This window comes from Mycobacterium sp. E3339, from assembly GCF_001666915.1.
Taxonomy (GTDB): domain Bacteria; phylum Actinomycetota; class Actinomycetes; order Mycobacteriales; family Mycobacteriaceae; genus Mycobacterium.
Map to the genome: position 1 here is coordinate 1 of NZ_LZIZ01000033.1, position 18,209 is coordinate 18,209.

An 18,209-nucleotide genomic window follows, 5' to 3' on the forward strand; every position below is an offset into this window, starting at 1 on the left:
CAGGACCGCGTAGCGGCCGATGTTGCTGGACTGGTCGCCGACCTGAGACACACACCCCCAGACCACGTCGTCGACGATCTCCGGGCCGACCCCGGCGCGCTCCAGCAGTTCGTTGAGGACGACGGCGGACAGGTCGGCGGGATGCACCCCGGACAGGCCGCCGTTGCGCTTGCCCACCGCGGTGCGCACGGCTTCGACGATGACTGTTTCCCGCATGTCCCTACTCCGCATCCTTGGATTTCGATAGCGTCCACCGGCCAGTAAACGACGGCTCCCGCCGCTGCGCGAAGGCGGCATACGCCGCGGCCGCGTCCGCCGTCGCGAAATTGCCGACCTGCGCTCGGGCCTCGTTGGCCAGCGCGTCGCGCATGGAGCCGTGCGCGCCCTCGTTCAGCAGGGCCTTGGTGTGGGCCAGCGCGATCGGAGGTCCGGCCGCCAGGCGGGCCGCGAGGTCGTCGACGAAGCCATCGATCTGCTCGCCCGGCACCACCCACGTCACCAGGTTCAGGGCGTGCGCCTCTTGGGCATCGATCGTCTCGGCGAGCAGCGCGAGCCGCTTGGCCTGTTGCAGGCCAACGAGTTTGGGCAGCAGCCAGGAACCGCCGAGGTCGATCGACAGGCCCCGCTTGGAAAAGATCTGGCAGAAGGTCGATTCCGGTGTGGCGACCACGAAGTCGCAGCCGAGCGCGAGGTTCCATCCCGCGCCGACGGCCACTCCGGTCACCTTGGCGACCGTGGGGATCGCCAGCTCGTGCAGGGCCAGCGCCACGTCGGTCAGGCGCTGCAGCTTGTAGTTCGGATGGGTGTCGTCGGGAACCGAGATGTCGGCGCCCGAGCAGAAACTGCCGCCGGCTCCGGCGATCACCAGCGCGCGGACGGTGCGGTCGTGGCCGGCGGCGTGCAGGGCGTCGCGCAACGCGACCCACAGCCCGGGGTTGATCGCGTTCTTACGACGCGGCCGGTTGAGGGTGAGCGTGCGTACCCCGTCGCGGTCCTCCGACAGCAGCACGGCCCCCTCGGTCGCGCTCAATAGCTCCTCGGCAATTTCAGGACGTTGGATCCCAGGAAATTGAGGATCATCTCCTGACTGACCGGCGCTATCTTCATCAGCCTGGCCTCGCGGAAGTAGCGGGTGATGTGGTACTCCTCCGCGTAACCCATGCCGCCGTGAGTTTGCAACGCCCGGTCCGCGGCGGCGAAGCCCGCGTCGGCGCACAGATATTTCGCCGTATTCGCCTCGCGCCCACAGGGTTTGCCGTTGTCGTACAGCCAGGTGGCCTTGCGCAGCATCAGCTCGGCGGCGTCCAGGCGTGCCAGCGAGTCGGCGAGCGGGAACTGCAGGCCCTGGTTCATGCCGATGGGCCGGCCGAAGACCTCGCGCTCGTTGCCGTATTTCACCGCCTTGTCCAGCGCCACCCGGCCGATGCCGAGCGCCTCGGCGGCGATCAGCATGCGCTCCGGATTCAGGCCGTCCAGGATGTACTGAAAACCCTTGCCCTCCTCGCCGATCCGGTCCTCGACGGGTACTTCGAGGTTGTCGATGAACAACTCGTTGGAGCTGACGGCGTTGCGGCCCATCTTGCGGATGGGCCGGACGTCGACGCGGCTGCGGTCGAGATCGGTGATGAACAAAGTCATCCCGTCCGTCTTCTTGGTGACCTCGTCGTAGCTCTGGGTGCGGGTGAGCAACAGGATCTTGTCCGACTCCATCGCTTTGGAGATCCACACCTTACGGCCGTTGACGATGTAGCGGTCGCCGTCGCGTTTGGCGAAGGTGGTGATGCGTGAGGTGTCGAGCCCCGCACCGGGTTCGGTCACGCCGAAGCACACGTGCACCTCGCCGGTGGCGACCTTGGGCAGCGTGCGGGCCTTGAGCTCGTCGGAGCCGTGCACCACCACCGGCTGCATGCCGAAGATCGACAGGTGAATCGCGCTGGCGGCGTTCATGGCGCCGCCGGATTTGGCGACCTCCTCGAGCAGGATGGTGGCCTCGGTGATCCCGAGGCCGTGACCGCCGTATTCGGTGGGAATCGTCATGCCCAGCCAGCCGCCGTCGGCGATGGCCTGGTAGAACTCGGTGGGAAACTCGTGCGCTTGGTCTTTTTCCATCCAGTACTGGTCGTCGAACTTGCTCGCCAGCTCGGCGACCGACCGGCGGATCAGCTCCTGGTCATCGGTCAGCTCGAAGTTCATGCCATCGCCGGGCATTGGCACACCTCCATTGAGCGCGAGCAGACGCGAAATCGCACGATTGCGGCCCACACAGTGCGATTCTGCGTCTGCTAGCGGGGAACGGGACCGCTAGTCCGTGTTGCCGGTGAGGGCCTTCGCGTTGGCCGCGAACTCCGCGAAGGACGAGCCGCCCCGGGAGTCCTTTTCGTGGCCCGCCGCCTTGATGGACACGTCGTGCCCCTCGGCGGCCTTGCGCAGCGCGCCGACGGTCGCCTGTTCGCGTGAGATGTGCGTGAACGGGTCGAACGAATACCACCGCATCGCGTTCTCGTACGTCATCTTGTTGATCTCGTCGTCGGGAACGTTGTTAATACTCAACACGTCCCACAACTCTTCGGGCGCGCCCGGCCACATCGAGTCGCTGTGCGGGTAGTCGGCTTCCCAGCAGATGTTGTCGATGCCGATCATGTTGCGCAGGGCCACGCCGACCTTGTCGCTGATGAAGCAGGTCAGGAAGTGGTCGCGGAACACCTCGCTGGGCAGCTTGCCCTTGAAGTCCTGGTGCGTCCAGGTGGAGTGCATCTCGTAGGTGCGGTCGGCCCGCTCCAGGAAATACGGGATCCACCCGGTGCCGCCCTCGGACAGGGCGATCTTGAGATCGGGGTACTTCTTGATCGGTGCCGACCACAGCAGGTCCGCCGCCGCTTGCACGATGTTCATCGGCTGCAGTGTGATCATCACGTCCATCGGCGCATCCGGCGCGGTGATCGCCAGGCGGCCCGAGGACCCGATGTGGACGTTCATCACGGTGTTGGTGTCGCACAACGCTTCCCACAACGGGTTCCAGTATTGGTTGTGAAAGCTGGGGTAGCCCATCGCGGCGGGGTTCTCGGTGAAGGTCAGCGCGTGCACGCCCTTCTTCGACACCCGGCGTACCTCGGCGGCGCATGCTTCGGCGTCCCAGATCACCGGGATCGCCATCGGGATGAAACGCGCCGGGTAGGCGCCGCACCACTCGTCGATGTGCCAGTCGTTGTAGGCCTGCACCAGCGCGATCGAGAACTCCGGGTCGTCGGTGGCGAACAGCCGCCCGGCAAAGCCCGGGAAGGACGGGAAACAGATCGAGGCCAGGATGCCGCCGGCGTTCATGTCCTTGACGCGCTCGTCGACGTTGTAGCAACCCGGCCGGATCTCGTCGAGCCCCGTCGGCTCGATGCCATACTCCTCCTTGGGCCGACCGGCGACCGCGTTCAGCGCGACGTTCGGGATCACCGTGTCGCGGAACTTCCACATGTCCGAGCCGTCGGCGTTGTGCACCAGCCGCGGCGCGTCGTCGATGTACTTCTTCGACAGGTGGTTCTTGAACATGTCGGGCGGCTCGACGGTGTGGTCGTCCACGCTGATCAGCATCATGTCTTCTTTGTTCATGGCCGTTGCCCTTCCATCGGGTCCGTCTGTTCGATTCCGCTCCCACGCGGCCTCGGCGAATCGCTGTCCCGTGCCAAGATCACTAAAATGAAAACTATCTTCTCGCCAGGCGAGAATCAACATCCAGCAGACACCGCGACCGGCGTTCGTCGTCTGAGCAGCGGTGGAAGCCGCCACCAAATTGCCCGGCCCGGAGCGGCGCCGCGCCGGGGCGGCCGCCGCGTGTCGGGGTAACGCGGTCCGTTCGCCGCCGTTTGCGCTGTAAAAAGCCCGCCGCGACCGCCGCCGGCGCGCCCGGCATCCGCCCCCGGACCGGCCCCCGACCGGCGGCATTGACCGGCCGCGCGATTCGTGCAACTCTATTGGTTGGAAATGAGAATACGATTCTCCTTGACCGAGAGGTGGCCGGGAGGATGGCGAGAGGGGAGCACGGATGCGGTTGCCGCCGCTGCCGGCTGATCAGTGGGACGAGGCCACCCACAACGCGCTCTCGGCGATGCGCGGCGCGGAGTCCAACAACGCGCTATCCACCCTGGCCCACCACCCTGCGCTGGCCAAGGCGTTTCTGCGGTTCAACGTTCACCTGTTGACCTCGTCCACGCTGCCCCCGCGGATCCGCGAATTGGCCATCCTGCGGGTCGCGCATCGCCGCGACTGCGCCTACGAGTGGTCGCACCACGTCCGCATGGCCAAGGACGAGGGAATCACCGACGACGAGATCGCCGCGGTGAGACGGGGCGAGGCCGCCGACGAGTTCGATCGCGCGGTGATCGCCGGCGTCGACGAGCTCGAGGAGAAATCGCAGCTGTCCGACGAGACATGGGTCGCGCTGGGCCAACGCCTGGACGACCAGCAGCGGATGGATTTCGTATTCACCGTCGGCTGCTATGCCGCGCTGGCCATGGCCTTCAACACTTTTGGCGTGCAGCTCGAACACGCCGATCAGCAACGATAAGAGAGGTAAGAACGTTGCCCCACTTCCCGAAGCCGGCCGCTGGCAGCTGGACAGAGAATTATCCCGAACTCGGGACCGCACCGGTCGATTACACCGACTCGATCGATCCGGCGTTCTTCGAGGCCGAGCGCGAGGCGGTCTTCAGGAAGACCTGGCTCAACGTCGGCCGGGTCAATCGCCTTCCGCGCACCGGCAGCTACTTCACCAGAGAACTGCCGTCTGCCGGCAAGGGCACATCGGTGATCATCGTCAAGACCAAGGACGGGGCCGTCAAGGCTTATCACAACGTCTGCCGCCACCGCGGAAACAAGCTGGTGTGGAACGACTTCCCCAACGAGGAGACCTCCGGCACCTGCCGCCAGTTCACCTGCAAGTACCACGCCTGGCGGTACAGCCTCGACGGCGACCTGACCTTCGTCCAGCAGGAAGAGGAGTTCTTCAACCTCGACAAGGGCAACTTCGGCCTCGCGCCCGTCCGCTGCGAGGTATGGGAGGGCTTCATCTTCATCAACTTCGACGACAACGCGGCGCCACTCACCGACTACCTCGGTCCGCTGGCCAAGAGCATCGAGGGTTACCCCTTCGGCGAGATGACCGAGACCTACTCCTACCGGGCCGAGGTCGGCAGCAACTGGAAGCTGTTCATCGACGCGTTCGTCGAGTTCTACCACGCGCCGATACTGCACCAGGGGCAGTACACCAAGGAAGAAGCCGCCAAGATCCAGAAGTACGGCTACGAGGCGCTGCACTACGAGTTGGCCGGCCCGCACAACCTGCAGTCGACCTGGGGTGGTCAGGCGCCGCCGTCGGACATGTCCATGGTCAAGCCGATGGACCAGGTGTTGCGCAGCGGCTTGTTCGGCCCCTGGGACAAGCCGGAGATCATCGAAAACCTCGAGCTGCCACCGGGTGTCAACGTGAAACGGGTGCCGCAGTGGGGCATCGACTCGTGGCTCTTCTACCCGAACTTCATGCTGCTGATCTGGGAGCCGGGCTGGTTCCTCACCTACCATTACTGGCCGACCGCGGTGGACAAGCACATCTTCGAATGCACGCTGTACTTCGTGCCGCCACGCAACGCGCGGGAACGCCTGGCCCAGGAGTTGGCAGCCGTGACGTTCAAAGAGTACGCGCTACAGGACGCCAACACGCTGGAAGCCACCCAGACCATGATCGGCACCCGGGCCGTCAAAGAGTTCCTGCTGTGCGACCAGGAGGTCTTGATTCGCCATCTGCACAAGACGACCGGTGACTATGTGAAGGAGTACCAGCGCAATGGCGCTACCGTCTGAATTCGCCTATCTCGAACCCTATTTGGACTGGGATCTGGCCACCGAACCCGAGCGCTACGCCAAGCGGCTGGCCTCGACGATGGCCGAAATGCAGGCGTTCTACGACGCGGCATTCCCGCGCCTCAACGACGTGATCGCCTACTGTGACAACTACCCACTCGACGATCTGCCCGAGGACGCACAGACGCTCATGCACATGATGCAGTCGCTTGTCATGGTGTCGTTTCCGATCGAGGCGTGGAAACAAGCGCGGGTGCCCGACAGCGGCGCGGCCTGGGTGGAGTGCATCAAGGAACCGGTGATCTGAAAGGTGCTGACACTCAAGGCCGCGGGGCTGCTGGACATCGACGCCGGCGAGATCCTGCGGCCCGGCGTGGTGCAGGTCGAGGGCGACCGGATCGTCGCCGTCGGGGGCGATCCCGACGGCGAAATCCTGGACCTCGGCGACCAGATCCTCCTGCCCGGGCTGATGGACATGGAGGTCAACCTGCTGATGGGGGGTCGCGGCGAAAAGCCCGGGCTCTCACAGGTTCAGGATGACCCGCCGACGCGGGTGCTGCGCGCGGTCGGCAACGCGCGGCGCACGCTGCGAGCCGGATTCACCACCGTGCGCAACCTCGGCCTGTTCGTCAAGACCGGCGGGTACCTGCTGGATGTCGCGCTGGGCAAGGCCATCGACGCGGGCTGGATCGACGGCCCGCGCGTGGTGCCGGCCGGGCATGCGATCACCCCCACCGGCGGACACCTGGACCCGACGATGTTCGCGGCGTTCGCGCCCCACGCGCTGGAGCTGACCGTCGAGGAAGGCATCGCCAACGGGATCGACGAGATCCGCAAGGCCGTGCGCTACCAGATCAAACACGGCGCCGAGCTGATCAAGGTCTGCTGCTCGGGCGGCGTGATGTCGCTGACCGGACCGCCCGGCGCGCAACACTATTCGGATGAGGAGCTGCGCGCGATCGTCGACGAGGCGCACCGGCGTGGCCTGCGGGTGGCCGCGCACACGCACGGCGCGGAGGCGGTCATGCACGCCGTCGACGCCGGCATCGACTGCATCGAGCACGGCTTCTTGATCGACGACGACGCGATCGCGTCGTTGGTCGAGCACGGCACCTTCCTGGTGAGTACCCGGCGCCTGGCCGACGGAGACGCGATGGACGTCTCGCACGCGCCGCCGGAGTTGCAGGCCAAGGCCGCCGAGATGTTCCCCAAGGCGCGGACGTCCATTCTGGCCGCCTATGAAGCCGGCGTGAAGATCGCGGTCGGGACCGATGCGCCCGCGATCCCGCACGGACGCAACGCCGACGAGCTGGTCACCCTGGTCAATTGGGGGCTGCCGCCGTTGGCGGTGTTGCGGGCGGCGACGGTGACCGCGGCCGAGCTGATCAACTCGACCGACCGCGGACGGCTCGCGGCGGGCCAGCTCGCCGACATCATCGCGGTGCCCGGAAACCCGTTGGAAGACATCACCGTTACCCAGAACGTGAGCTTTGTCATGAAAGGCGGCAAGGTCTATGTCGACAAATCAGCCAACTCGAACTGACGACCTGGTCGAGATTCAGCAGCTGCTGGCCCGCTACGCGGTCACCATCACCCAGGAAGACATCGACGGGCTCATCGGCGTCTTCACCCCGGACGGAACCTACAGCGCATTCGGCTCCACGTATAAGTTGGACAGGTTTCCCGAGCTGGTGGCGGCGGCCCCAAAGGGGTTGTTCCTCACCGGAACCGCATTGGTGGAAAACATCGACGGCGATTCCGCGAGCGGGACCCAGCCGTTGTGCTTCATCGACCACGCCACGCATGACATGCGGATCGGCTACTACCGCGACACCTACGCCCGCACCACCGACGGCTGGCGGCTGAAAACCCGTGCGATGACGTTCATCCGGCGCAGCGGCGTGCACGACTCGGGGCGCCCGCACGCCGTCGGCCGTCCCACACCGTGAATGTCGAGGAGTTCCGCGCGGGTTTGCGCGCGTGGCTCGGCGACAACGACCTGACGCCCGGGGCGGATCACTCGCTGCAGGGCCACATGCGGCAGTTCGCCAGGGTCAGTCGCGCGCTGTACGACGCCGACTGGATGCGCTACGGCTGGCCCACGGAAGTCGGCGGGTTGGGCGGTCCCGCGGTGCTGCGCGCGATCGTCGGCGAAGAGGTGGTCGGTCGCCGACTCGCCGAACCCGGACCCTATTCGATGCTCGAGGTGCTCGCACCCACGATGATCGACTACGCCCCGGCCGAGCTCGCCGCCGAGATGGTGCCGCGGCTGCTGCGCGGCGAAGAGCATTGGTGTCAGGGCTTTTCCGAGCCGGGATCGGGCAGCGACCTCGCCTCGCTGACCACCCGCGCAACGCAGCAAGGCGACAACTGGATCGTCAGCGGGCAGAAGGTGTGGACCAGCTTCGCGCAATTCTCGACGCGCTGCGTCCTGCTCACACGCACCGCGCCCGGCCACGACGGGATCACCGCGTTCTTCGTCGACCTCGACACCCCGGGTATCACGGTCCGGCCGCTGCGGACGATGCACGGCGTGGACGAGTTCTGCGAGGTGTACTACGACGACGTGGTGATCCCGTCCAGCCGGATGCTCGGCCGGCCCGGCGACGGCTGGAAACTCGCGATGGACCTGCTCCCGTATGAGCGCTCCACCTGCTTCTGGCAGCGCATCGCCTACCTGTACTCCCGGTTCGACGAACTCATCGCGCAGGCATCCGATACCGACGAATCCAGCCTTGGCGCAGCATATTTGGCGCTGCACACATTGCGCTGCCGATCCCGCGACACCCAGCACCGGCTGCGCGACGGTGCGCGGCTGGGGCCGGACACGTCCATCGACAAGGTGCTGCTGGCCGGCGCCGAGCAGCGCCTCTACGACACCGTCCGCGACCTGCTGCCCGGCGCGCTCGAGCTGGACGACACGCCGTGGCGGTCGGAGTACCTGTACTCGCGCGCCGCGACCATCTACGGCGGCACCGCGGAGATCCAGCGCAACATCATCGCCCGCCGGCTGCTCGACCTCGGGAAGGAGTGAACCGTGGAGTCGACGGATCCCGAGTCGCTGCGCCTCCTGGAAGGTTCGCTGCGCACGACGATGACCGCCGCATCCGGGGCCAAGCTCGATGCGGCACTGAAAGACCTGGGCTGGCACGACATGCTGGACGAAATGCCCAATGCTGCAATCCCTTTGGTGTTCCGGCTGCTCGGCGAGACGGGCGCGCACGCCCCGGTGCTCAACGACGTCGTGCTGCGGGCGACGGGCGGCGCGCAGGGGGGCGCCCCGCCGCTGCCGTTCGCCGGCGACTCCTGGGTCATCTGGGACCGCGACGATTTCGCCGGCTCGGCGGTCGACGAGACGTTGCCGCTGCGGCGCGCCCCGCGGGGCGATTCGTTGCCGCCGGCCGCGCTGGATGCGGGGCGGCGCGCGCTGGGCTGGTGGTTGCTGGGCACGAGCCGGGCCATGCTGTCGCTGGCACGCCGCCACGCCCTCGATCGCGTCCAGTTCGGGCGGCATGTCAGCTCGTTCCAGGCGATCCGGCACCGGCTGGCCGAGACGCTCGTCGCGATCGAGGGCGCCGAAGCGACCCTGCACGTCGCGGCGCAGTCCCAAGACCACGATGGCCTGGCCTCGCTGCTGGCCAAGGCCGCCGCCGGCCAGGCCGCGCTGACCGCCGCCCGGCACTGCCAGCAGGTGCTCGGCGGGATCGGCTTCACCGCCGAGCATCCGCTGCACCACCACGTCAAACGGTCGCTGATCCTGGACGGGTTGCTGGGTAGCGCGCGCGAACTGACCCGGGAGGCGGGAAAGGCGTTGCTGGATAACGGGTCCGCCCCGCGGCTGGCCCAGCTCTAGCCGGACGGGACCGCAAAGCTGCGCGTAGACTGCGTCTGGCCGCCGAGAAGATGGGACGCGATGAGCCAGCCCGACGCACCCCGAAACGAGATGGGCGTCGCTTCGCTGCTCGTCGGCGTGGTCGCGCTGCTGACCTGCTGGATGCTGCTCGGCGTGCCGTTCGGCATAGCGGCGGTGATCACCGGAGATGTCGCGCGCAGGCGCGTCCAGCGGGGCGAGGCCACGAATGCGCGAACCGCGTTGGCGGGCATGGTGTTAGGGGCGGTGTCGATCGCGGCCGGGATCGTCGCGATCGGGTACTACGCCTGGGTGGACGCCCGTTAGTTCCGCGGCAACCCGAGCACCCGCTCGGCGATGATGTTCCGCTGAATCTCCGACGTGCCGCCGGCGATCGTCGCGGCAAAGCTGCGCGCGTAGCGGTCGAACCAGCTGCGGTAGTGACTGTCCAGGTTCAGCGGCGCGAAGGGGGCCGTCACCGCGCGGTGGACGAGCCCGTCGGCGCCCGCGGAGTCCAGCGCATCCTGCGACGCCCGTTGCAGCGCCTCGGAACCCAGCAGCTTGAGCACCGACTGGGCCGGTACGTCCTCTTCCCCGCGCGCGGCCCGGGACAGTTCCGCCGACCCCAGCAACCGCAGCGCGTAGGCGTCCATCACCAGGGTGGCGTAGCGGTCCCGCTCCAGCGAACCGCATGGCTGATAATCGATGCTCAACTCGTGCAACAGGTCGACGTACCCCATCCACAACATCACGCGTTCGTGGCCGAGGGAGCCGGTGGCCACGCGCCAGCCCCCGTTGAGCTCGCCCACCAGATTCTCGACCGGCACCCGCGCGTCGGTGAAAAACACCTCGTTGAAATCGATCTCGTTGCTGTCGCACATCGAGGCGAACGGTCGGCGCACCACTCCGGGCGTGTCCGTCGGGATCAGCAGCACACTGATTCCCCTGTGCTTCGGCGCCTTTGGGTCGGTCCGCACGAACGTCAGCAGCACGTCGGCATCGTGGGCGCCCGACGTCCAGACCTTCTGCCCGTTGACGACGAAGTGATCGCCGTCGAGCACCGCCCGCGTCTTGAGCGAGGCGAGGTCCGAACCCGCTCCGGGTTCGCTCATTCCCAGCGACGCGGTGATGTCGGCCCGCAGAATCGGCACCGCCCACTCCCGCTGTTGCTCGGGCGTCCCGAAGGACAGCAACGAGGCCGCGATGATGCCAACACCTTGCGGATTGAAGCTTTGATAGATGCGCCGGCGCCCCAACTCCTCCAAGTACACGTACTGCTGCAACAGCGTGGCGTTGCGCCCGCCGAACTCGGGCGGGTTGCCCGGCAGCAGCCACCCGCTGTCGAACAGCAGTCGTTGCCAGCGCCGCGCCCATTCCGGGACGTGCGAGCTGGAGCGGGGCCGTTCGAACGCCTCGGCCTCGGAGGGCAGATGCGCGTTCAGGAAGTCGACGAATTCGGAGCGGAACGCCTCCACGTCGGCGTCAAAGGCGAGCTGCACGGACCTCCCCGCAACGGTCGTGAGCAGTCCCCTGCGTCGGTAGATCATGATTTCCGCCGACGGCGCGGTTCGCTCTTATGATTACGCTTCCAAACACACGTCTAAGAGAATAGTATTCTCGTGACGAGAAAGTTACAATCTCAGACACATGATCCGTGAGGGGGTCGAGCGCAGCGATGTCACGGCGTTCTCCGGTAGAGTCCAATCATGTTCTCCCCTCGCGGCAATCAGGTGAGTCGGCCGTGACCAGTCCGAGCGAAGAGCCCGCCTGGAAGCAGCGCGCCGTCGAGAGGTCCATCAAAACGGCGAAACTGCGCGCCGCGCAGCGTGTTCAGCGCTTCCTCGACGCCGCGCAGGCCATCATCATCGAAAAGGGCTCCACGGACTTTACCGTCCAGGAAGTCGTCGACCGGTCGCGCCAGTCGCTGCGCAGCTTCTACCTGCAGTTCGACGGCAAGCACGAGCTGTTGCTGGCGCTGTTCGAAGACGCGCTGAGCCGGTCCGCCGACCAGATTCGTGCCGCCACGGAGAGCCAGGCCGATCCCCTGGAGCGGCTGAAGGTCGCCGTCCAGCTCCTCTACGAGGCCTCCCGCCCCGATCCGACGGCCAAGCGGCCGCTGTTCACCGACTTCGCGCCGCGGTTGCTGGTCACGCACCCCGCCGAGGTCAAGGTGGCGCATGCCCCGCTGTTGGCTTTGCTCACCGAACTGATGGAAGCCGCCTACGACGCCGGCAAGCTGCGCAAGGGGGTCAACGCGAAACGCGTGGCCGCGATGACCATGCAGACCGTCATGTTCATCGCCCAGTCCAGCGGCGGCTCCGACGACGCGACCATCCATCCCATCACCAGCGACGAGGTGTGGGATTTCTGCTCGCGCGGCTTCGTCGGCTAGCGCGTCCACGCTCCACTGATCACATAGCGCACGCCATTTGCTGCCGAGAATCAGATTCTCTAATATTTAGAATCACAGATAGCCAAAACGGATTCGCCGTTGACACCCCTGACGGGGTGGTGACAGAGTGCGAAGGCGGCGAGACACGCGGTTCCGGCTGTTCTGCGCCAAGACGTGCGATAACTAGTCAGGAGTTGAGGTAGCCATGACCGGACGTGTTGAGGGCAAAGTCGCTTTCGTCACCGGAGCAGCGCGCGGACAGGGCCGCAGCCACGCGGTGCGGTTGGCGCAAGAGGGCGCCGACATCATCGCGATCGACATCTGCAAGCCCATCCGCGACGGTGTCACCGACACCGCGATTCCGGCGTCCACGCCCGAAGACCTCGCCGAGACCGCCGACCTGGTCAAGGGGCACAACCGCCGGATCTTCACCGCCGAGGTCGACGTGCGCGACTACACCGCGCTGAAAGCCGCGGTGGACAGCGGTGTCGAACAACTCGGACGGCTCGACATCATCGTGGCCAACGCCGGAATCGGCAATGGCGGCGACACCCTGGACGAGACCAGCGAAGAAGACTGGACCGAGATGATCGACATCAATCTGGCGGGTGTCTGGAAGACCGTGAAAGCCGGTGTGCCGCACCTGAAGTCGGGCGGCCGCGGCGGTTCCATCATCCTGACCAGTTCGGTCGGTGGACTGAAGGCCTACCCCCACACCGGACACTACGTCGCCGCCAAGCACGGTGTCGTCGGGTTGATGCGGGCCTTCGGAGTCGAGTTGGGCCAGTACATGATTCGGGTCAACTCGGTGCATCCGACCCATGTCAAGACGCCGATGCTGCACAACGAGGGCACCTTCAAGATGTTCCGCCCGGATCTTCAGAACCCGGGACCCGACGACATGGCGCCAATCTGTCAGCTTTTCCACACCATGCCGATCCCGTGGGTGGAGCCGATCGACGTCAGCAATGCGGTGCTGTTCTTCGCCTCGGACGAATCCCGCTACATCACCGGAGTGACCCTGCCCATCGATGCCGGTAGCTGCCTGAAATAGAGTGCCGTCCCATGGACGGATTCGAAGGTCGCGGAACGGTCGTCACCGGCGGTGCGAGTGGTATTGGTCTGGCCACGGCCACCGAGTTCGTCAGCCGGGGGGCCCGCGTGGTGCTCGCCGATGTCGATCAACCCGGCCTGGAGCAGGCGGTAAACCACCTGCGGGCCCAGGGATTCGACGCGCACGGCGTGGTGTGCGACGTCCGGCAGTTCGACGAGGTGGTCCACCTGGCGGACGAAGCCTTCCGCCTGCTGGGCAGCGTGGACGTCGTCTTCAGCAACGCCGGCATCGTGGTCGCGGGTCCGATCGCGCAGATGACCCACGACGACTGGCGCTGGGTGATCGACATCGACCTGTGGGGCTCCATCCATGCCGTCGAGGCGTTCGTGCCGCGGCTGCTCGAACAGGGCACCGGCGGACACATCGCCTTCACCGCGTCCTTCGCCGGCCTGGTGCCCAACGCCGGCCTCGGGGCCTATGGCGTCGCCAAATACGGTGTGGTCGGGCTGGCGGAGACGCTCGCCCGTGAGGTCAAGGACGCCGGAATCGGCGTATCGGTGCTGTGCCCGATGGTCGTGGAGACCAAGCTGGTCTCCAACTCGGAGCGGATCATGGGGGCGGACTACGGGCTGAGTTCTTCGCCGGAAGCGGCCGGCGGGACCCTGCCGACGCAGGACGAGGGCGTCGGCGTGGGCGACGTCGCCCGGTTGACGGCCGATGCGATTCTGGCCAATCGCCTATACGTGCTGCCGCACGAAGCCGCCCGCGCCTCGATCCGCCGCAGGTTCGAACGCATCGACCGCACTTTCGAAGAGCAGGCCGCCGGGGGGTGGGCCCACTAGCCCGACGGGCCGAGCCGGTACTCGCCCGTCGCCGGATCGTGATACCAACCGCTCGCCGCGTGCGTGCCGCCGTCGACGTGCAGGGTCTGTCCGGTCAGGTAGGCCGACATTCGGGACGCCAGAAACACCGCGACACCGGCGATTTCGTCGACATGACCGGGGCGCCCCAGCGGCACGACGTGGCCGACCCCGGCCAGCGCCGCTTCGCCGCCGAGCTGCGCCAGCCCCTCAGTGAGCGTGATATCGGGCGCGATCGCGTTGACCCGGATGCCGTGGGGCGCCAGCTCCAGCGCCGCGGTCTGGGTGTAGTTGATGACCCCGGCCTTGGCCGCCGCATATGCCGCGTAGCCGGGGGCGGCGCGCACGCCCTCGATCGACGTCACCGAGATGACGCTGCCGCCCTGTCCCGCCGACACCATCGCCCGCGCGACGCGCTGCGTGCACAGCAGCACGTGGCGCAGATTGGCCCGATAGAGCGCATCCCAACCGTTCTCGGTGGTTTCCAACAGCGGGGACGAGAACACCCCTCCGGCGTTGTTGACCAGGATCGTCGGCGTGCCAAGTTCGGCGTTCGTGCGCCGCAACGCGTCGTCGACCTGGGCGCTGTCGCGCACGTCGGTCGGGATCCCCGGGGCACCAATGGATTCCGCGGCTTGCGCGCAGGTGTGCGGGTCACGCTCCCAAATGGCGACCGAGGCGCCGAAGGCCGCCAACCCTGCCGCGACCCCACGGCCGATGCCCGCGCCGCCGCCGGTCACCACCGCCACGCGGCCGGTGAGCAGGATGTCCGAGGGATCGATCGTCATCGTCTCATCACATCGCCGGTGCGCGGCCGATGACGCCGCCGGCTTCCAGGTCGGCGATTTCCGCGTCGCTGCATCCCAGCTCGGCCAGCAGCTCATGGTTGTGTTGCCCGAGCAGCGGCGCGTGCTGGGTGTGGAATTGTGTCGGCCCGGCGGACGACCTCATCGGCACGGTGCTGAGCCTAGCCGGACCGTTCACCGGGTGGTCGACTTCCTCGAAGAAGCCCCGGAACGCGAGCTGAGCGAGTTCCGCCTGGCGGTGCGGTTGCATGACCTTGGCGACTGGAACGCCGGCGTCCCACAGGGTCGCGATGATGTCGTCTGCGCCGCGGCGCTCACACCACGCGGCCATCCGCCCGTCGATGAGGTCGTGATGCTCCCTGCGCCCGCTTGCGGTGGCCAGCTTGGGATCCGTTGCCCACGAAGGGGATCCGATCGCCGCGCACAAGCCAGCCCACTGCTCGTCGGTGCAGACCGCCACCGCGACCCAGCTGTCGAGGCGCCCGAATTCGTCGACGTCGGCGCTGCGGTACAGGTTTTGCGGCGCCGCCGTGGGACCTCGGTTGCCCGCGCGTTCCAGCAGCGCCCCGTACGCGGAGTGCTCGATGATCTGTTCGGCGGCGATGCTGAGCGCGGCGTCGACCATCGCCGCTTCGACGAACACGCCCTGCCCGGTGCGGTGGCGGTGTTCGAGCGCCAGCAGCAGCGCGTTCACGGCGTGCACGCCGGCGTTGGGGTCGCCGATCGAGTAGGGGTCATACGGTGGGCGGTCGGGATATCCGGTGAGCCAGGTCAGCCCGGCCGCGGCTTCGATGACGTAGGCGAATGCCGGATTGTCGCGCCACGGGCCCTGCAGGCCGAAGCCGGGCATCCGCGCCATCACGATGTCGGGCTTGATCCCTTGGACCGCCGCGAAATCTAGGCCGAGCTGGTCGAGCACGCGGGGCGTGAAGTTCTCCACGACTACGTCGCAGGTCGCGATGAGCCGGCGCAATAGCTCCACACCGCGCGGGCTTTGCAGGTCCAGCGTGAGGCCTTTCTTGTTGGTGTTGAGCGCCGCGAAGATCGGCGACTTTTCCCACCACCGGTTTTCGGTGACGGGCACGCCGGCGATCAGCCGCGTCCCGTCGGGACGCCGGGTGGACTCCAGATGGATGACTTCCGCGCCCAGCATCGCCAACAGGTGGGTGCAGCAGGGGCCGGCCCAGAAGGTCGTCATGTCGAGCACGCGAATCCCTCTCAGGGGCAGCCGGTTTGCGGGTCCGGCCGGTAGGGGCCGGGGGGCCAGGTCGGCGGCGCGGTAGTGCGCCGTGTGTTCGCCCAGGCGTGGGGCCGGTTGCGGCGGGCGCAACCGCGCGGGGCTCAGCCGGTAGGGATGGCCCGGTTGCTGAAAACGGCCGCACGGGTTCGGCACGAACGAGCCGCGTTCGCGGAAGTGGTCGAGCGAGGCGATGTTGGCGCCGTTGGCGACCGGCGCGTTCGGAATCCGGAAGGCCGTTGCGAGTTCCCGGATCTCGTCGACCGTGTTGCTTTCGAACCATGCGTAGATCTCGTCGGCGTTCAGCGTGGCGCGCTCGGTGATGGTCAGTTCCGAATCCTCGTCGATCCACTCGGGGTGGCCGACCATCGCGCACAGGTCGAACCACTGCTGCGCGGTCCCGCAGCCGACGTCCACCAGCCCGTCCTTGGCGCGCGCCACGCCCGGAACGGTGACGCGCCGCGCGTCTCGCCAGGGCCGCCCGAGCATCTCGAAATAGGTGACGGGGTAATAGGTCAGGCACAGGATGTGGGTTTCCAGCATCGACAGGTCGAGCAGTTCGCCGGGGGCGCCGCCGGCCCGGCCGTGGCGCGATGCGAGCATGGCCGCGCTCGCATACGCCCCGGCCAGGTACTCCCCGACCTGGCCGCCCACGAACACCGGGGCGCGGTCCGATTCGCCGCGCCCGAGGCCGACGATGCCGCCCGACCATGCCTGCAGGGTGAATTCGGTGGCCGCGCGGCCGCGCCACGGCCCCTCCAGCCCGAAGGGGGTGATGGACAGGACGGTGAGGTGGGTATGACGGCGGCGCAGCGCTGCGGGCGTGAAGTCCGGGTGCTCGGCGACTTTCGAGCCGCCGGACCACACCACCGCGTCCGCGGCGGCCAGCAGCCTGTCGACCAGCTTTGTGTCATCGACGACCGCCGGATCCGCAACGACGCTGCGCTTCGACCCGGCCAGAAAGCTGAACAACGCCCCGTCGCCGCCGGGCGGTATCACGGCGCCCGATGCGGACCAGCGGCGCAGCGGATCACCCTCTGGCGGCTCGACTTTGACGACATCCGCTCCGCCGTCGGCAAGTAACTTGGTGCAATAGGCGCCCGCTATTCCGGTGGACAGTTCGACCACGGTGTAGCCGGCCAGCGGTAATTCGACGGTGGATTCCCCCACTACCGCTTCCGCTTTCGGCCGGGCTTCTTCTTGTCTTCCCCGTCCTTGCGTCCCTTCTTGCTCAAGCGCCATTCCGGTGGGAACTTGTCGTCGTTGTCTTTCACCGCTGCGCCCAGACCCCGGTCGACGGCGGCGGAGAGCATGAAGTCGTCACCGTCCGGGCGGACGACGCCGCCCATCGACTCGAAGAACCCGCTGAGCATGCTGCCCATGTACTCGCCCTGGAACTGCTTCATGATCTCGAAGAAGACCTTCTGCATGAACACCGTGTCGGTGGGGCGGTTGCGCGCGCACGCCAGCGCATAGCGGTGCACCTCCGCCTCGAGCTCCTCTCGCGGCACCACGCTGTTGAGGAAGTTGCAGTCGTACATCTCCTCGGCGGTGAAGGCCCTTCCGGTGAAGACCATCTCCTGAAACTTCCGGATCCCCATGGTCTGCGCCCACCACCACATTCGTGGCCCCCAGCCGTAATACCGGAACGAGGGATGCCCGAACAGCGCGTCCTCGCTGGAGATCACGAGATCCGCGTCCGCCGCCTGGTAGAAGTGCCAGCCGTAGCAGTAACCCTTGGCCTCGAGGATGCTGATCTTCTTGAAGTCCTGCAGGCCGCGGATGCCCGAGTTCGGGTTGGCGTACCACTGGCCCAGGGTCGCGCCGCGCCGAAACGAGCCCTCGGGAGGAAAGCTGACCGCGTCGCCGCCGACCCGGTATTCTGCGAGTCGGTCACTCGGATCCGCCGAGTTCTGCGCCGCCATTTCCTCGGTGAGGTCCGCACCCGAGCCGAGGTCATCGCCGGCCCCGCGGACCACCAGGACCTTGACCTCGTCGTCGATGGACGCGCGGTGCAACAGGTCGGCGTAGCGCAGCCGGGCGGCGATGGTGGGCGCGTTGAGCTGGCCCGGCCGATCGAATGTGATTGTGGCGATGCGGGTTTCGATATCCTTGTGATATCTGACGATCTCCTCGGGCGCGGGTGGGGACTTGCCGGCCATG

At 67.0% G+C, this 18,209-nt stretch carries 18 protein-coding genes and 1 pseudogene; 11 read left to right on the forward strand and 8 right to left on the reverse strand.

The window, feature by feature from the left end:
• The 4 genes and pseudogenes from A5702_RS02530 to A5702_RS02545 all read right to left on the reverse strand — a co-directional run.
• A pseudogene (locus tag A5702_RS02530) lies at nt 1–216 on the reverse strand (acetyl-CoA C-acetyltransferase); the annotation flags it as partial.
• Nucleotides 217–220: 4 nt separating this feature from the next.
• Nucleotides 221–1,030 carry an enoyl-CoA hydratase/isomerase family protein gene (locus tag A5702_RS02535; RefSeq protein ID WP_068217964.1) on the reverse strand — a complete coding sequence of 270 codons (810 nt, stop codon included), beginning with the start codon at nt 1,028–1,030 and terminating at the stop codon, nt 221–223.
• The gene (locus tag A5702_RS02540) at nt 1,027–2,193 is read right to left on the reverse strand and encodes an acyl-CoA dehydrogenase family protein (protein ID WP_068218011.1); all 1,167 of its coding nucleotides are present in this window, start codon (nt 2,191–2,193) and stop codon (nt 1,027–1,029) included. Before A5702_RS02540 ends, A5702_RS02535 begins: the two co-directional genes overlap by 4 nt.
• 108 nt (nt 2,194–2,301) lie before the next feature.
• On the reverse strand, nt 2,302–3,600 hold the full coding sequence (locus tag A5702_RS02545; protein WP_068217967.1) for an amidohydrolase family protein: 1,299 nt from the start codon (nt 3,598–3,600) through the stop codon (nt 2,302–2,304).
• A 433-nt stretch (nt 3,601–4,033) separates the two neighbouring features.
• Here A5702_RS02545 and A5702_RS02550 point away from each other — a divergent pair, with 433 nt between their 5' ends.
• Genes A5702_RS02550 through A5702_RS02585 form a run of 8 tightly spaced genes read left to right on the forward strand, consistent with a single transcriptional unit; the run spans nt 4,034 to nt 10,024 of the window.
• On the forward strand, nt 4,034–4,555 hold the full coding sequence (locus tag A5702_RS02550) for a carboxymuconolactone decarboxylase family protein (RefSeq protein ID WP_068217970.1): 522 nt from the start codon (nt 4,034–4,036) through the stop codon (nt 4,553–4,555).
• Nucleotides 4,556–4,569: 14 nt separating this feature from the next.
• A complete protein-coding gene (locus tag A5702_RS02555; protein WP_055402000.1) occupies nt 4,570–5,847 on the forward strand; it encodes an aromatic ring-hydroxylating dioxygenase subunit alpha in 1,278 nt (425 codons plus the stop codon).
• Nucleotides 5,831–6,154: a hypothetical protein gene (locus A5702_RS02560; protein WP_068217974.1), complete on the forward strand. Its 324-nt coding sequence runs from the start codon at nt 5,831–5,833 to the stop codon at nt 6,152–6,154. The genes A5702_RS02555 and A5702_RS02560 overlap by 17 nt, the downstream gene beginning before the upstream one ends.
• 3 nt (nt 6,155–6,157) lie before the next feature.
• Complete coding sequence (locus tag A5702_RS02565; RefSeq protein WP_068217977.1) at nt 6,158–7,390, forward strand: amidohydrolase family protein; 1,233 nt, start codon at nt 6,158–6,160, stop codon at nt 7,388–7,390.
• The gene (locus A5702_RS02570; RefSeq protein WP_067817202.1) at nt 7,362–7,796 is read left to right on the forward strand and encodes a nuclear transport factor 2 family protein; all 435 of its coding nucleotides are present in this window, start codon (nt 7,362–7,364) and stop codon (nt 7,794–7,796) included. Before A5702_RS02565 ends, A5702_RS02570 begins: the two co-directional genes overlap by 29 nt.
• A complete protein-coding gene (locus A5702_RS02575; protein ID WP_055401992.1) occupies nt 7,793–8,881 on the forward strand; it encodes an acyl-CoA dehydrogenase family protein in 1,089 nt (362 codons plus the stop codon). Before A5702_RS02570 ends, A5702_RS02575 begins: the two co-directional genes overlap by 4 nt.
• Before the next feature lie 60 nt (nt 8,882–8,941).
• Nucleotides 8,942–9,700, forward strand: coding sequence for an acyl-CoA dehydrogenase family protein (locus A5702_RS02580; protein WP_082955921.1), 759 nt, complete (start codon nt 8,942–8,944; stop codon nt 9,698–9,700).
• 60 nt (nt 9,701–9,760) lie between these two features.
• The gene (locus A5702_RS02585) at nt 9,761–10,024 is read left to right on the forward strand and encodes a DUF4190 domain-containing protein (RefSeq protein ID WP_067817192.1); all 264 of its coding nucleotides are present in this window, start codon (nt 9,761–9,763) and stop codon (nt 10,022–10,024) included.
• Here A5702_RS02585 and A5702_RS02590 read toward each other — a convergent pair.
• Complete coding sequence (locus A5702_RS02590; protein WP_068217983.1) at nt 10,021–11,196, reverse strand: acyl-CoA dehydrogenase family protein; 1,176 nt, start codon at nt 11,194–11,196, stop codon at nt 10,021–10,023. The two genes, A5702_RS02585 and A5702_RS02590, sit on opposite strands and share 4 nt — an antisense overlap.
• A gap of 242 nt (nt 11,197–11,438) precedes the next feature.
• Here A5702_RS02590 and A5702_RS02595 point away from each other — a divergent pair, with 242 nt between their 5' ends.
• The 3 genes from A5702_RS02595 to A5702_RS02605 all read left to right on the forward strand — a co-directional run bounded on the left by A5702_RS02595 (nt 11,439) and on the right by A5702_RS02605 (nt 13,985).
• Entirely contained in the window at nt 11,439–12,089 is a 651-nt protein-coding gene (locus tag A5702_RS02595; protein WP_055401984.1) for a TetR/AcrR family transcriptional regulator, read from the forward strand.
• A 205-nt stretch (nt 12,090–12,294) separates the two neighbouring features.
• Complete coding sequence (locus A5702_RS02600; protein WP_067817188.1) at nt 12,295–13,143, forward strand: mycofactocin-coupled SDR family oxidoreductase; 849 nt, start codon at nt 12,295–12,297, stop codon at nt 13,141–13,143.
• 11 nt (nt 13,144–13,154) lie between these two features.
• Entirely contained in the window at nt 13,155–13,985 is an 831-nt protein-coding gene (locus tag A5702_RS02605; protein WP_068217986.1) for an SDR family NAD(P)-dependent oxidoreductase, read from the forward strand.
• On the opposite strand, the gene A5702_RS02610 is transcribed toward A5702_RS02605, so the two are convergent.
• The 3 genes from A5702_RS02610 to A5702_RS02620 are packed head-to-tail and all read right to left on the reverse strand — an operon-like array spanning nt 13,982 to nt 18,208.
• Nucleotides 13,982–14,791, reverse strand: a complete 810-nt coding sequence (locus A5702_RS02610) for an SDR family NAD(P)-dependent oxidoreductase (RefSeq protein ID WP_068217989.1) — start codon at nt 14,789–14,791, stop codon at nt 13,982–13,984. The genes A5702_RS02605 and A5702_RS02610 overlap by 4 nt on opposite strands.
• Nucleotides 14,792–14,798: 7 nt before the next feature.
• Nucleotides 14,799–17,216, reverse strand: a complete 2,418-nt coding sequence (locus A5702_RS02615) for a CaiB/BaiF CoA-transferase family protein (RefSeq protein WP_231964973.1) — start codon at nt 17,214–17,216, stop codon at nt 14,799–14,801.
• Nucleotides 17,216–18,208: an enoyl-CoA hydratase/isomerase family protein gene (locus tag A5702_RS02620; protein ID WP_068217992.1), complete on the reverse strand. Its 993-nt coding sequence runs from the start codon at nt 18,206–18,208 to the stop codon at nt 17,216–17,218. Before A5702_RS02620 ends, A5702_RS02615 begins: the two co-directional genes overlap by 1 nt.
• Nucleotide 18,209 lies beyond the last annotated feature (1 nt).